This is a genomic window from Streptomyces sp. NPDC014676 (assembly GCF_043084105.1).
GTDB lineage: Bacteria > Actinomycetota > Actinomycetes > Streptomycetales > Streptomycetaceae > Streptomyces.
The window spans coordinates 19,339-32,988 of sequence record NZ_JBIBZI010000014.1 but is presented as its reverse complement, the minus strand read 5'-3'; the positions used below and the strand labels follow the sequence as shown (position 1 = coordinate 32,988).

Genomic DNA, 13,650 nt, shown 5'->3' with positions numbered 1-13,650 from the left:
GATCGGCCTGACCGGGCAGGCAGGCAACTGCTGGTGAGGCCCCTGGCCCTCCCAGCCAATTCGGTTGAGCAGGACGCGGGGGGAGGTCTCGGCGACAGCTGCTGTCCTACCGGGGCCGAAGGCTTCCAATACGGGGTCCAGGGAGGCTCCCCGCCTTTTCAGGCCTTGGCCACCGCGACCTCGCGCGCCCGGCCGGACAGCTCCCGTACCGCACGCGTCTTGGCGTACGGCGTGAGTTCCTTGCGCATCGTGGCGAAGTGGTCGTCACCACGGACGGACGACACGTGCTCGTACTCGTCGAGGAACCGGCCCCACGACTCGCATGACGCCTCGACGTGCCCGTACCGGAGCTGCCGCTGCGCCAGAAGCGCGTAGGCGTGGACGCGGCCCTGTCGTTCGTTGGCCGGCTGCACCTTGATGGACTGCTGCAGGGCGCTGATGCTGCCGGGCAGGTCGTTCTCCTCCGACAGCACGTGGGAGACGTGGAAGAGGTAGGCGGTCCGGTCGTAGCCGCCGATCGCGTCGCGCCGGTTGTCGGCCTTCGCGAGCGCCGTCTCGGCTTCGCGAAGCCGGGTGTGGGCCTGGCGACGGTCCCCGACCATGCTCGCCGCGTGCGCCTGCTGTCCCCGCAGGAACGCCACCAGACGCGGCCCGGCCGACGGCGCGGCCTCGGCCGCGGAGTCCGCCAGCTCCAGCGCCGTCCGTCCGTGCCGCAGGTTCGACGCCTGGAGCGACATGCCGCGCAGTGTGCGGCAGTAGGTGACGTGGTCGCTCGCCTCGTCGGCCAATTTGAGCGCTTGGACGTAGTACTTCTGGCCCAGTCCGTGAGCCTTCTCGTACATGGCCATCCACCCGGTGAGGTACGTCAGGTCCGACGCGGCGGCGAGCATGTCCTGCTTCACCGGCTCGGATGCCTGCGCCTTGAGCCACGGGCCTACGGTGTTGACGAGGAACGCGGCCGCCATGGGCCGGGCGTGGCCGGCGCCGAACTCGTCGAGGATGTCGGCGATGCGCTCCGTCATGGATCGTACCGACGCGACTTGGGATGCGCCGATGCGGGTGGTGACCTTGCCCGGGGTGACCGGGTCGTCGGCCGCCCGCGCCGTGTGCTGGAACGCGGGTACGGAGAGCGCTGCGGAGAACAGAGTGGCGGCCAGGACGCCGCGACGGGACGGGTCCATGTCCGCCCTTCCTAGGTCGATCAACTCCTCAACAGTGTCCACTGGTTGTGAGCCGTCAGTGGATACGGCGGGTTGCAGGCCGGCCTCCGCGTGAGTGACCGGCCGTCCCAAGCGAGCGGACAGTGCCTCCAGGATCAATGGCCTGACCTCGGGTTTCGGCGGGGTGCCGGCGATCCAGTGGGCGACTGCCGTTCGGTCGTACGAAAGATGCAGCCCAGCCTGCGGGCCGAGCCTGTTCACCTGCTGGGCAAGTTGCGTGCGCGTCCATCGGGCCTGTTCAAGCAGCCTGTCCAAGGCAGGATTGGGCGTGCGTTTTCTCGTGGCCATGCCCTCAACTCCCGACAGCTCCATGGCGTTCACGGTGTTCACGGTCCCACCTGCCCTCAACGGTACACACAGACAGTGATCACGCGGTTACCTCTTACGAGTCAAGCACCGATCTCGGCCCTTGGGAGCAGAGGTGACCAGCGCACCACCACTGAGAAGAGACACCGCCGCAGCGGCAGACGACCTCTGTCGTGAGCGCCGACCCGAGCGTCCACGGCTGACCGACGACCGGGTGAGCGTGTCCTTCGAGGTCCGCCCGCCCCGGGCCGGGGACGGTATCCACGAACAGGACGCGCTCCGCGTGGGGATGGCCCGGCGGGTGACCGCGGCCCGGCTGCGGTTCTGCGGCCTGGGACCGCTGGTCGACGACGCCCAGCTCATCGTCTCCGAGCTGGTCACCAACGCCATCCAGCACGGCGACGGCACGCGCGTCACCTTCACCATGACGGTCCGCGACGGCTTCCTGTGCCTGGCCGTGCACGGCGGGACACCCGGCCGGCCGGTCGTCCGCCACGCCGACCACGACGCCGAGTGCGGCCGTGGCCTCTTCCTCGTCGACCACCTCGCCACCGCCCACGGCGGCACCTGGGGGAGCAGCGACGACGGAACCACCACCTGGTGCAACCTTGCCGTCCACGAGGGCCGACCGTGACCGCCCCCCGGCCGGCGTTTCCTCCACCCCGTACGAGAAAGAACACTGTGCGCACCGAGCCGCCCCTGGTCCCCTTCGTCGTCCAGCGCGAGGGGGAGGAAGCCGCCCCCGACAACCTGGAGCTGTCACCGATCGGACGAGGCCGCTACCGGCTGCGCTACGCCGACGAGGACCCCCGCGACCGGGACCTGCGCGGTGTGCTGTGGGCCCGCTGCTCCTTCGGCCCCGTTGACGACCTCGGGAAACCGACGGGCCGGCCCCAGTGGCGGCTGATGCATCCCCTACGGCAGCGAGGGACGATGCAGACGCTGCGCTGCCAGGTCTGCGCCGAGCGCGCCCGGACTCCACTCGGTCACATCTTCCTCGCTAGGCCCGACACGGTGGACCCGGACGACCCGATGATCCTCACGAACCAGCCACCAGTGTGTCCCCAGCACGTGCGCCCCGCCGCTGAGCTGTGCCCGCACCTCACCCCCGACCCGCTGGTACTCCTCACACAGAGCGCCCCCCCTGTACGGGGTCAACGGCGTCGGCTACGGCTGGGGCGATCACGGTGTGCAGGTCGTCAAGCGACCGGATGGACCGATCCCGTACGGCCACGAACTCCTGCCGACCGTCCTCGCCTCCCAGATGGTGCGCCGGCTCAGCTCCTTCCGGCTCGTCGGCCTGACCCAACTGCTGTGGGAGCTGGAGCGCACCGCATAAAGCCCCTGTCCGGCGGCCCGGATGTCCTCCGGCCGAGCCGCAGGGCAGACAAGCCTCCTGGCGGGTCTCACTGACCGACTCGTGTCTCCCACGGCGAGGCCACTGTCCCGCAACCTCCTTGTGCCGCTCTCCTCCCGTCAGGACGCACAAGGAGGAGCCCGACCTTCACAGACGGTCTGGAGTTCAGCATGCAAAAGCTGCCCCTATCCGTGGAAACCGACACCATCGACTTCACGGCCCTGCAAAATTTCGCCGCCCTGCGCGGGCAACTCCGCGTCTCCCTCACGCCGCAGTGCAATATCGCCTGCTGGTTCTGCCACAACGAAGGCGACGTCCCGCCCCCACGGATCCGGGCGGACCGCTCCTTGCAGCCGCGCCCCCGGGCCCTGGACACAGAGGACTACCTGAGGCTGATCGGCGCCCTGATGGACGCAGGGCTCAAGCGGGTGTACTTCACCGGCGGGGAGCCCCTGACGTCTCCCATGGCCCGGCCGATCCTGGAAGGTCTGCCGGAGCCGAGCCCCGACGCCTCTTACACACTGATCACCAACGGAACCCGGACCCGCACCCATCAGGCGTGGCTGTCGCACACCCGCCTGGACAAGGTGAAGGTGTCGCTGCACTACTTCTCAGACGAGACTCTGCGCGCCATCGCCGGCACCCGCATCGGCATCACCACCGTCCTCGACGGCATCGAGGCGGCCCGGGAGATCTTCCCGCGGGTAGAACTCAACACGCTCCTGCAGAGGGAAAACGCGCACGAGGTACCGCGCATCCTCGACTTCGCCCTGGAGCGGCGTCTGCCGGTGCAGTTCATCGAGCTGGTGGGTACGGACTTCAACAAGACCCGCGCCTCTTCCGCGGTGTCGGCCGACGCGGTTGTCGCCCACCTGCGCACCCTCACCTCAGACGAGCACATTGAGATCGCCGGGGTCGGTCAGGGGCGGCGCGTCTTCCATGTCGACGGTGTGGAGATCGACGTCATCCACCGCAACCTGGGCCGTCACCACGTCGGCCAGTGCGGTACCTGCCCCCTGCGCCCTCAGTGCGTCGAAGGATTCTGGGCCCTGCGCATGGACCACAACGGCGGCGTCCAGCCCTGCCTTCTGCGCGATGACCTGCGCCTGAACGTGACCGATCTGCTGTCCGACCCGGAGCGGCTTGTCTCGACCGTCGCCGAGCACATCACGTCATTCACCGAAGGAACCCTATGACGCACCTGCCGCCGCCCTACCAGCCCTTCTCCTACTCGAGCGAGCCGTACCCGGCCATCGTCTTGGAAGGCGTCTCCGGCATCGGTAAATCCACGCTGGCGGACCTCCTCACCAAGCAGCTGAAGGCATCCGGCCTGCACACGCTTCCAGACCCGCACACCGGCTGGTCCCCCACGGCCAACAGCAAGCTGCGCTCTCTGCCGCAGTTCGCGTTCTACCTGTCCGGGCTGCTGCACGCCTCCGACCGACTACGCGTAGCCCGAGTACACGGCCCCGTGGTGGCAGACCGCTACCTGTCGTCCATCATCGCCTGCCACTCCGCCGTCCACCACGTGCCGGTGGACGTGGTCACCGATCTCGTGGGGCCCTTCCGCTCCTATCTGGAGACACCGACCCGCACCTACTACCTGCGTTGTTCGGAGGAAGAACTGCGCACGCGGATAACGGTCAAGACGGACGTGAAAAGCGACGACACCGACTTGTTCGAAGTCCCCGGCCGGCTCTCGCGGCTGCTTGCCAACTTCGCCCAAGTCGCTGCGGCAGACCAGACCGCGGTTTGGGTCGAGACCGACGGCAGGACACCGCAGGAACTCGCCGACTGGATCATCGCCGACTTGGAGCTCAACCATGCTTAACCCCATCGACACCGCCGCCGTCATCCGTGACGGCGGCGCGGTCGGACAGTACCCCGGCCAGATCCATGAGGGTGTGGGGTGGTGGCTGGGCGCCTGCCTGGTCGTCACCCTGCACGCTTCGCACCTTGCCGTGGCCCACGACGGACACCCGGTCAGCGCCGCATTCACCGACCGTCTGTGCCAGGGAGCGATCAACGCCCAGCACTACGCGTGCCACGTCCACCACCTCGGGCAGCAGCACGAACGGGACCTGCTCTCCAAGGCAGGCGCCCGCCAGACCCCAGGGGCGTGGCTGACCACGGAGACCACCGACGGTGTGACCACCGTGCGGGTCCGCCTCCACACCTCGCACGGCGCCCTGCTGGACGAGACCAACGGACTCGCGGCCATCCGCAACCTCATCGCCCAGGACCGTGTACCGATCCCCGTGAACTCCCAGGCCAAGGGCGTGATCGAGGCCTCGCACCACGAGATGACCGATGGAGTCCGCTTGTGATCGACGCAGCGCAGATCATCGCCTCCCGCACCGGCATCCTGTTCGTGACGCTCGACTCCCTGCGCCACGACGTCGCCCGCGATGCGCTGGTGAATGGCCTCACGCCGCGCCTCGCCGGTCTCCTGCCGGGCGGGCAGTGGGAACACCGGCAGACCCCCGGCACCTTCACCCTGCCCGCGCACATGGCGTTCTTCTCCGGTTTCCTGCCCAAGTTGCCCCAGCCCGAGCAGCCGACACGCCTGTGGGAGTGCCGCCCACCGGCCTTCAAGAAGGTGCCGTCCGAGACGTTCGTGTTCGACGCCCCGAACCTCCTCGACGGGCTCGCCCTGCACGGCTATCGCACCGTGTGCGTGGGAGGTGTCACCTACTTCTCCCGGGAGACTCCCCTCGGGTCGGTGCTGCCTGCGATGTTCCATGAAGCGCGCTGGCGTCCCGAGTTCTGCTCACCGGAGACCGACTCCACTCGCCACCAGGTGGACCAGGCTCTCGACATCGCCGACCGCTACCACGGTCGACGGCCGCTGTTCCTGTTCGTCAACGTCTCCGCCACACACGTACCTCACGGCCACTACCTCGGGAGCAGCCAGGACAGCACCGCCTCGCAGGCCGCAGCGCTCGCCTACGCGGATGGGCACGTGGGCCGACTGCTCGACGGGCTCAGTACCCGGGGCCAGTGGCTGGTCATCATGTGCGCCGACCACGGCGATGCCTACGGAGAGGACGGTCACCACGGCCGCGGCATCGCCCACCCCACCGTATGGAACGTGCCTTTCGCCGCCTGGGTGCACGGCTAGCCGCTACGCTCGCCCCGCATGAGCGATGGACATACGCGCGACGCCTCCGTGGTTGTAGCGCGCGACGCAGAGGGCCTGGTCGCCCTGCTGAGCGCTTCCTTTCCCGCCCACGGAGGCGAGTACCTGTTCCTTCCCGGCGGTCGCCGCGAGGAAGGGGAAACCTCTCTGGAATGCGCCCGCCGCGAACTCCGTGAAGAAGCCGGCGTCACCGCCCGGCAGTGGCGCCTTCTCGGCTCCCACGCGATCACGCTGTCCTCACTCGCACGCGTCCACCTCTTCGAGGCCCACGACCTGACGCTCGGCCCACAGGAACTCACCGAATCCGAGCAGGACTTCAAGCTGATGTGGTGGCCGATGAACGATGCGCTCCGGGCCGTCCGCGAAGGACGGTTCCTCCTTCCCGCCGGACCACTCGCCCTGCTCCTGGCGGATCAGCACCCCGCAGACGACTGACACGCCGCCCAAACACATTTCTGAGCACCCCGTTAAACGACGGGAAGAAGTACCGCGTGGAAGACGAGCCCTCAAGGACTCATCGGAGGTCGGCGCTGACCCTCTCACGCTCCCCGTAAGTAATACCAGATGAGGAGTGTGTTACTGCCGGGCGCAACTATAACTGGCGCACATGCCATACATAGTGGCACTCGGCAGGTTGAAGGCAGCCTGTGAGGTACGTCGCCGGTCGGTAGGGACTTCCCGGCCGGCGATTTCGCCGACCCGGATGCTTCACCACGGGCGCTCGCGTGGCACCTGACCACACTTCAGAGCACGGGCCGAAGCCGCGTCAGCGCAGGACTCACCGCTGCTCAGCCCTCCTTGCACCCCGGCTGGACCTCGGCCACCGAAGGTCAGCCCGCAGCGGATGGGACAGCCAGGCGGTCAGGCATGCGCGCACCCCAGCCATCACCCTCCGGAAAGCAACCAAGCGCTCTCTGCCCGGTATCCGACTGCCCTAAATTAGGCGTTTTCGATTCCTGACCTCAAGGCCGACGGTACCGCCCGCCCATGAAATGCCCGACCACCCGGTCGAATCGAACATGAAAAACGTAGCCGATTCACCATTTATAGTAGTGAAGCTTCATCAGAAAGCAGTAGGGGCACCGACCTCGCCCGGTCGATGCCCCTCGATCCCTACCCAATCAATAACCAGAGAGCGGTTACTGCACCAATAAACAGAGAGCGTTTACTGCACCAATAACCAGAGAGCGGTTACTGCACCAATAACCAGAGAGCGGTTACGGCACCAATAACCAGAGAGCGGTTATTGCTGGGCACCGAGCATACAGGTTATGTGGCGCGGACACAGGCTCCGCACCTATCTGTAGCGTCTCGATACGCAGTATCCGCCTCTCTGTTCGAATAGAGAGAGTGTTCATGACCGTCAAGCACATCGCGATGGCGTTCGACGCCGAAGGACTCGACGGGGCGGAGAAGCTGCTCCTGATCGCGTACTGCAACTACACCGACGCCCACGGGTACTGCTGGCCGGGTCAGCAGCGTCTCGCCGACGACTGCGGGACGTCCCCGGCCACGGTGAAGCGCGTGAAGAAGAGGCTTCTCGACAAGAAGCTCATCCTCTCCCAGCGGCGCATCGACCCCCGCACCGGCGAACCCATCTCCAACCTGACCCGCGTGAACCTCGAACTCCTGGCCGCCATAAGGCGTACTGACGCGGGTTACGACGACAACGTGTTGGAGCAGCTCACCTTCGATCCCGACGCGCCCTTGCCGACCAAGAGGAAGAAGGTCTCGAAGGCCACCGAACAGGGCGCTGACCTGCTGATGGCTCATCTTGAGCCCGACCCTGTGGATAACCCGGACACCCCCTCTGACCTGCTGATGGCTCAAGATGAGCCCGACCCTGGGCTCAAGATGAGCCCGACCCTGGTTCAAGTTGAGCCCGACCTCGGGCTCAAGTTGAGCCCGACCTGGGTTCAAGTTGAGCCCCTAACCGTTATTGATCCCCCAGAGAACCCCCAGGGATCCGTCCGTCCCTCCGTAGGTTCCACGGACGCCCCCGCGACGGAGGGAAGGACGGACGGGAAGAAGTCCCCCCGGCGAGAGATCCCCCTGACCGAAGGCGTGCGGTTCCTGCAGGAGCTCGGCAGCCGGAATCCGGAGTTGATGATCACCGGCAGGCCGCTGCGGGATCAGGGGCTGGTCGTCGACGAGCTGTTCGCCCGCGGCTGGAAGGACGAGGTGCTGTGGGAGCTGCTGACGCGGCCCCTGCCGCAGCCGCTGCGCAAGGACGTGAGCGCCGTCATCGCCAAGCGGCTGCGGGACGTCGGCGACTCGCCGATCCCCGGACCGCGCCGGACACGGGAGAACGAGCCGACCCCGACGCCGAGGCCGTACGCGGAGGGCGTCGACCCGGTGGTTCGCCACAGGTACGAGTGCGACGGGCGAGACGGCATGTGCGGCCGTCCCGTCGACGCCCGGGGCGACCGGTGCCCCGCGTGCGCGCGGATCCCGGAGCCCGCGTGGTGACGGCCCCCGCGCACGGCACCGCCCGCCGCCGGAGGGTTCCGGGGCGGGCGGGGACGCAGGGCGGGCTACAGGGTGGCGGGCTCCCGGTCGGAGGTGGTCGGTTCGGTGGTGTCCGGGGTGGCGGGGTCCTGGGACGTGGCCGGGCGGGCCGGCCACCAGAAGCGGCGGGCGCCCAGGTCGAGGGCGAGGGCCGGGACCAGGACCGTGCGGACCAGGAAGGTGTCGATCAGTACGCCGACGCCGACGATCACACCCATCTGGGCCATGGCGACCAGCGGCAGCACGGCGAAGACCGCGAAGGTCGCCGCGAGGACGAGGCCCGCGGAGGTGATCACGCCACCGGTGCCGCTGAGGCCGGTGACCACCGCTTCCCGGTGTCCGCGCAGCCGGGACTCCTCCTTGACCCGGTGCATGAGGAAGATGTTGTAGTCGACGCCGAGCGCCACCAGGAAGACGAAGCCGAGCAGCGGCACCGACCAGTCGGTGCCGGAGTAGCCGAAGACGTGCTCGAAGAGCAGGCCGGAGGCGCCGAGCGCGGAGAAGTACGAGACGACGACGGTGGCCAGCAGCACCAGCGGGGCCACCAGCGAGCGCAGCAGCCAGACGAGTACGAGCAGGACGACGAGCAGGACGGCCGGGACGACGGTCCTCAGGTCGCGCGCGGTGGCGGTCTCCTTGTCGAGGCTCTGGGCCGCCGTGCCGCCGACGAGGGCGTCGGTGCCGGCGCGCAGCGCCTCCACGGCGTCCTTGGCGGTCTCGCTGTCGGGCGTTCCCTCCAGGACCACGGCCAGCCGGGTCAGCTTCCCGTCGGCGGTGGTGGCGACGGTGGTGACGTCGACGACGCCGGGGGTGCCCTCGGCGGTCTTCGCGACGTCCGCCGCCTTCGGGCTGTCGGCGATGACGACGGCCGGGTCGCCGACGCCGGAGGGGAAGTGGGCCGAGAGCCGCTCCTGGGCGACGACCGACTCCGGCTCGTTCTGGAACCACTCCGACTGGTGCAGGCCCATGTTCAGGCCCAGCGCGCTCAGTGCGAGGCCGCCGGTGACCAGCAGGGAGACCAGCCAGGCGCGGCGCGGCCTGCGGGCCACGGCCTCGCCGACGCGGCGCCATCCGTCACCGGTGCGCGGGGCGGTTCCGTGGCGCGGCACGAGCGGCCAGAAGACCCAGCGTCCGGCGATGACGAGCAGGGCGGGCAGCGCGCTCGCCATGGCGAGGAAGCCGAAGAGGACGCCGATGGCGCCGACCAGGCCCATCGAGCGGGAGGAGTTGATGTCGGCGAGACCGAGGCAGAGCAGGCCGACGGCGACGGTGGCCGCGGAGGCCAGCACGGCGGGGAAGGTGCGGCGCAGGGCGACCCGCATGGCCGCGTGCCGGTCCTCGTGGCGGTGCAGCTCCTCGCGGTAGCGGGCGATGAGCAGCAGCGCGTAGTCGGTGCCGACGCCGAAGACCAGCACCATCAGGACGCCGGAGCTCTGCGGGTCGACCTGCAGTCCGGCGTGCTTGGCGAACAGGTAGGTGAAGGCCTGGGTCAGTACGGCGGCGAAGGCGACGGCGAGGACCGGGAAGACCCACAGCACGGGGCTGCGGTAGGTGAACAGCAGCAGGACGATGACGATGAGGCAGGTGATCCCCATCAGGGTGGCGTCGAGGGTGTCGAAGACGGTGAAGGCGTCGGCGGTGGCGCCGCCCGGGCCGCCGACCGCGGTGTCGAGTCCGGGCGGGGCGTTGGCGGCCGCGACGGTGCGCAGCTCCTCGACCTTGTCGGCGAGTTCGGCCTGCTCCTCGCCGGACAGCGGGACGACGAGCATCAGGGCCCGGCCGTCCTCGGAGGTCACGGCGGGCGGTACCTGCTGTCCCGGCTCGGCGATCTTCGCGAACGCCGCGCGGTCGGCCTCGACCTTGGAGCGGACCGCGTCGGTGACGGGCGTGTCGCCGGTGTAGACGGCGACGGCCGGCATCAGGTCGTGGCTGCGGAACTTCTCCAGTTCGGTGTTGACCTGCGCGGATTCGGCACCGCGCGGCAGGAAGGCGTTGGCGCTGGTGTCCTGCACCTCGCCCAGTTTGCCGGCCAGTGCTCCGAGGGCCATCGCGGCGAGCAGCCAGACGGCGAGGACGAGCCACTTGCCGCGCCGGCCACCGGGCACGGCGGTGCTCCGCTCGAGCCATGTGGACATGGGGGGTTCTCCTTCTGGGGTGGGGACGTACGGCGGTGCGCGCGGGGCCGTGCCGTCACGGCGGGACGGCGGGCGGGCCCAACGCGGCGGCGCCCGTGGGGCCGAGGCTCCACGGGCGCCGGGGCGGTGGATCTCAGCTCTCGAAGAACTCCTTCAGCACGGGGGCGAGGACCGGCGGCTCGACGGCGATGCCCTGGCCCGCCAGGGAGCGGTGCCGGGAGTCGGGTACGACGTCGGCGACGGCGCGGGCGCTCGCGTGCAGCCACGCGTCGGCGTCGCCGCCGTGGGCGACGAGGACGGGCACCTTGACGGCGGCCAGTTCCTCGGCGGGCAGGGCGAAGTCGTCGCCGGTGATCGTGGTGTCGTACGGGAGGGTGTGGGCCAGTGCCTCCAGGCCCGCCCAGAAGGGGGCGAACCGCATGCCCGCGACGGCCTCGGCCGGGGCGCCCATGCCCTGGGTCATGAAGAACGCCACGGCCTCGCCCCGGTCGGTCGCGGCGAGTTCGGTGAGCTTCTCGGTGAAGCCGGCCGGCGGCTTCGGGCCGGTCTCGTCCACCACGAACGGCGGGTCGTAGACGGCGACCCGGGTGATGTCCACGCCGGCCGCGGCGGCCTTGAGCGCCAGGACGCCGCCCGCGGACAGGCCGAACACCTTCGCCGATCCGCCCGCCTCGGCGATCACGGCGGCGAGGTCCTCGATCTCCCGCTCGACGGCGTACTCGGCTGCGTCGGCGCTGTCGCCGCGCCCGCGCCGGTCGTAGTTGTAGACGGTGAAGTGGGGGGCCAGTTCGGCGGCCAGCTCGGTCATGGTGGGGTGCGCGCGCTCGCTGAACGAACCACCGACCAGGACGAGGGGCTCGCCCTCGCCGGTGCGGTCGTAGGCGATGGCGGTACCGTCGGCGGACTGGACAGTGTTCATTGCTCTCCCGATACTGAGCGGCTTGGGGGGGCACATGCGGTGGTGCCGCACTCAGCGTCCCGGGTGGCGGGTCGCGGCCGCATCTTCGAGATTGCTGCCTTCGTGTTCAGGGCGGAGGATGTCGTGGTCACGCGGTGGGCGGCCGTCGGGACAGGCCGCCCACCGCGTGGGGTTCCGTCGTCACCGTCAGCGGGTGAGGACGTGCTCCTCCTTGGCGGGCGTCGCGGGCGCCGGCGCGGCGGCAGATGCGGCCGCCTCCTTGCGGCGGGCCCAGCGGCCGACCGCGTTGATGACCGGGCGTTCCACCAGGTAGTGGCTCAGCGACGCGGCGAGGATGCTGCCGACGAGCACCGCGGACATCAGTTCCGGGAAGGAGATGGTGCCGCGCAGCTGCTGCATGAGGGCCGGCTCGGTGCCGAAGACGCTGCCCGTCTCGAACCAGAAGTACATGACCGCGAAGTGCCACAGGTAGATGCCGTACGAGATGCGGCCCAGGTAGCGGGCGACGGGGTTGGCGACGACCGCGTCGATGACCCGTGACTTCGCCTCGGGGACCGACAGCGGCATCACGACCAGGAAGGAGAAGGCCAGCAGCAGGAAGTACTGGGTGACGGCCAGGCCGACGCCCTCGTAGTCGCCGTAGCCGGGGCGGCCGAAGGGCTGCGTGCAGTTGACGGCGTAGAGGGCGACGGCGGCGCCGCACAGCAGCAGCGGCCGGCGGGCGGCGATGCGGTACAGGGCGGGCCGGTCGTGCGGCTTCATCTCCGCCAGGACGTGGACGACGGCCATCGCCATGCCGAGGGCGAAGGCGCCGCCCACGGCGAACGGCCACCAGTACTCCTCCGGGTAGACGCCCATCTCGGGGCGGTGGATCCACCACGTCCACACCGCGGACGCCATGGTGATGACGGCCGGCGGGATCATCATGCGGCGGGCCTTCTTCACCGGGTCGGCGGTGCGGCCCGCCATCCAGTGCATGAGCACGGCCAGGAGGGGCAGGGCGAGGTAGTACTGCATCTCGGCCGGGACGGTCCAGGCCGGGTCCATGCCGGCGATCCACGTGTAGTCGTAGACCTGGAGCATCAGGATCGGCCGCAGTACGTACCAGGGGCCGTCCACGGCGTCGTAGTTGAGCAGGAAGACGCAGACCAGGGCGAGCAGGATGTACGCCGGCCACAGCCGGGCCAGCCGCTTGGCCAGGAAGGGGCCGAGCCGGGGCCGGCTGCCGCCGGTGAGGGTCCAGCGGGCGAAGGGGCGGTAGAGCAGCATCCCGGACAGGACGAAGAAGGGGCCGAGGGCCAGGGGTCGCAGGCCGGCCAGCAGGGTGGCCAGGACCTCGTTGCCCGGTTTGGCGGTGTAGGCGCCCATGACGCCCGCGGCGAAGGAGGTGTGGACGGCGGCGACGCCGAGGGCGCACAGTGCCCGGACCCCGTCGAGCCGCCCGACTCTCTTTGGTTGCTGGGCCCTTGCGGTGGCCCCGTCGGCATTCACTACGTCAGCGCTCCTTTGTCGGTGGCCCGTTCAGCATGGGTGTGGCTCAATACCGGTGCCATCTTCTGAAGTGCGGTGTTGGCGGTACCGGGCATTCCGCGGGTGCTCAGGCCACGGACGGGTGCGGCCGTACCAGCGGGGCGGCGTCGCCGAGCACCGACTTCAGGTGGGCGGGGTCGAAGTTGACCGCGCTGCACCAGCGGCCGTCGGTGAACCTGAACCAGACGGAGCTGACGATCTCGCCGACCGGGTTCTCCCCCTCGACGACCTCGTCGCCGAGGGCCCAGCCCTCGGCGGTGTGGGCGGTGACGCCGTCGGGCAGCAGCAGGTCGACGACCGGGCTGTCCAGCGAGGGGCCGCTGCGGACGTTGGCGTCGCGCCAGACCGGGCCGGGGGTGCTGGGGGCCGGGTGGTAGGAGGTGGCGGGCATGGGCGTGCCTTTCGGTGGGACGGACGGGTGGGCCGGGAGGGGGCGGGTTGGGGGGCTCCGAGGAGCGGAGGCAGGCCGTTGGGCCCCGGTGAGTGGGAGGGCGGGACGGTGACGGTGACGGCCGGGGCCGTGCCGGTGCCGCCGG

At 69.5% G+C, this 13,650-nt stretch carries 13 protein-coding genes; 8 read left to right on the top strand and 5 right to left on the bottom strand.

Annotated features, from left to right (window positions below; all coding sequences use genetic code 11):
- Nucleotides 1–158 precede the first annotated feature (158 nt).
- Nucleotides 159–1,508 (bottom strand): hypothetical protein, encoded by a 1,350-nt coding sequence (locus ACF1DX_RS30610; RefSeq protein ID WP_391794531.1) that lies wholly within the window; start codon nucleotides 1,506–1,508, stop codon nucleotides 159–161.
- A gap of 232 nt (nucleotides 1,509–1,740) precedes the next feature.
- Between ACF1DX_RS30610 and ACF1DX_RS30605 the strand changes: the two genes are divergently transcribed.
- The 8 genes from ACF1DX_RS30605 to ACF1DX_RS30570 all read left to right on the top strand — a co-directional run bounded on the left by ACF1DX_RS30605 (nucleotide 1,741) and on the right by ACF1DX_RS30570 (nucleotide 8,491).
- The gene (locus tag ACF1DX_RS30605; RefSeq protein ID WP_391794381.1) at nucleotides 1,741–2,160 is read left to right on the top strand and encodes an ATP-binding protein; all 420 of its coding nucleotides are present in this window, start codon (nucleotides 1,741–1,743) and stop codon (nucleotides 2,158–2,160) included.
- Between the two features lie 555 nt (nucleotides 2,161–2,715).
- Entirely contained in the window at nucleotides 2,716–2,865 is a 150-nt protein-coding gene (locus ACF1DX_RS30600; protein WP_391794380.1) for a hypothetical protein, read from the top strand.
- A gap of 188 nt (nucleotides 2,866–3,053) precedes the next feature.
- A complete protein-coding gene (locus ACF1DX_RS30595; protein WP_391794379.1) occupies nucleotides 3,054–4,079 on the top strand; it encodes a radical SAM protein in 1,026 nt (341 codons plus the stop codon).
- Nucleotides 4,076–4,714: a dTMP kinase gene (locus ACF1DX_RS30590; RefSeq protein WP_391794378.1), complete on the top strand. Its 639-nt coding sequence runs from the start codon at nucleotides 4,076–4,078 to the stop codon at nucleotides 4,712–4,714. The genes ACF1DX_RS30595 and ACF1DX_RS30590 overlap by 4 nt, the downstream gene beginning before the upstream one ends.
- A complete protein-coding gene (locus ACF1DX_RS30585; protein ID WP_391794377.1) occupies nucleotides 4,707–5,210 on the top strand; it encodes a hypothetical protein in 504 nt (167 codons plus the stop codon). The genes ACF1DX_RS30590 and ACF1DX_RS30585 overlap by 8 nt, the downstream gene beginning before the upstream one ends.
- Nucleotides 5,207–6,004 carry an STM4013/SEN3800 family hydrolase gene (locus ACF1DX_RS30580; RefSeq protein ID WP_391794376.1) on the top strand — a complete coding sequence of 266 codons (798 nt, stop codon included), beginning with the start codon at nucleotides 5,207–5,209 and terminating at the stop codon, nucleotides 6,002–6,004. Before ACF1DX_RS30585 ends, ACF1DX_RS30580 begins: the two co-directional genes overlap by 4 nt.
- Nucleotides 6,005–6,022: 18 nt before the next feature.
- Complete coding sequence (locus tag ACF1DX_RS30575) at nucleotides 6,023–6,457, top strand: NUDIX hydrolase (RefSeq protein WP_391794375.1); 435 nt, start codon at nucleotides 6,023–6,025, stop codon at nucleotides 6,455–6,457.
- A 921-nt stretch (nucleotides 6,458–7,378) separates the two neighbouring features.
- Complete coding sequence (locus ACF1DX_RS30570; protein WP_391794374.1) at nucleotides 7,379–8,491, top strand: helix-turn-helix domain-containing protein; 1,113 nt, start codon at nucleotides 7,379–7,381, stop codon at nucleotides 8,489–8,491.
- 65 nt (nucleotides 8,492–8,556) lie between these two features.
- On the opposite strand, the gene ACF1DX_RS30565 is transcribed toward ACF1DX_RS30570, so the two are convergent.
- The 4 genes from ACF1DX_RS30565 to ACF1DX_RS30550 all read right to left on the bottom strand — a co-directional run bounded on the left by ACF1DX_RS30565 (nucleotide 8,557) and on the right by ACF1DX_RS30550 (nucleotide 13,505).
- Nucleotides 8,557–10,665, bottom strand: coding sequence for an MMPL family transporter (locus tag ACF1DX_RS30565; protein WP_391794373.1), 2,109 nt, complete (start codon nucleotides 10,663–10,665; stop codon nucleotides 8,557–8,559).
- A 133-nt stretch (nucleotides 10,666–10,798) separates the two neighbouring features.
- Complete coding sequence (locus ACF1DX_RS30560) at nucleotides 10,799–11,584, bottom strand: alpha/beta fold hydrolase (protein ID WP_391794372.1); 786 nt, start codon at nucleotides 11,582–11,584, stop codon at nucleotides 10,799–10,801.
- A 186-nt stretch (nucleotides 11,585–11,770) separates the two neighbouring features.
- The gene (locus tag ACF1DX_RS30555) at nucleotides 11,771–13,075 is read right to left on the bottom strand and encodes an acyltransferase family protein (RefSeq protein WP_391794371.1); all 1,305 of its coding nucleotides are present in this window, start codon (nucleotides 13,073–13,075) and stop codon (nucleotides 11,771–11,773) included.
- A gap of 106 nt (nucleotides 13,076–13,181) precedes the next feature.
- On the bottom strand, nucleotides 13,182–13,505 hold the full coding sequence (locus tag ACF1DX_RS30550) for a hypothetical protein (protein WP_391794370.1): 324 nt from the start codon (nucleotides 13,503–13,505) through the stop codon (nucleotides 13,182–13,184).
- Nucleotides 13,506–13,650: the final 145 nt, after the last annotated feature.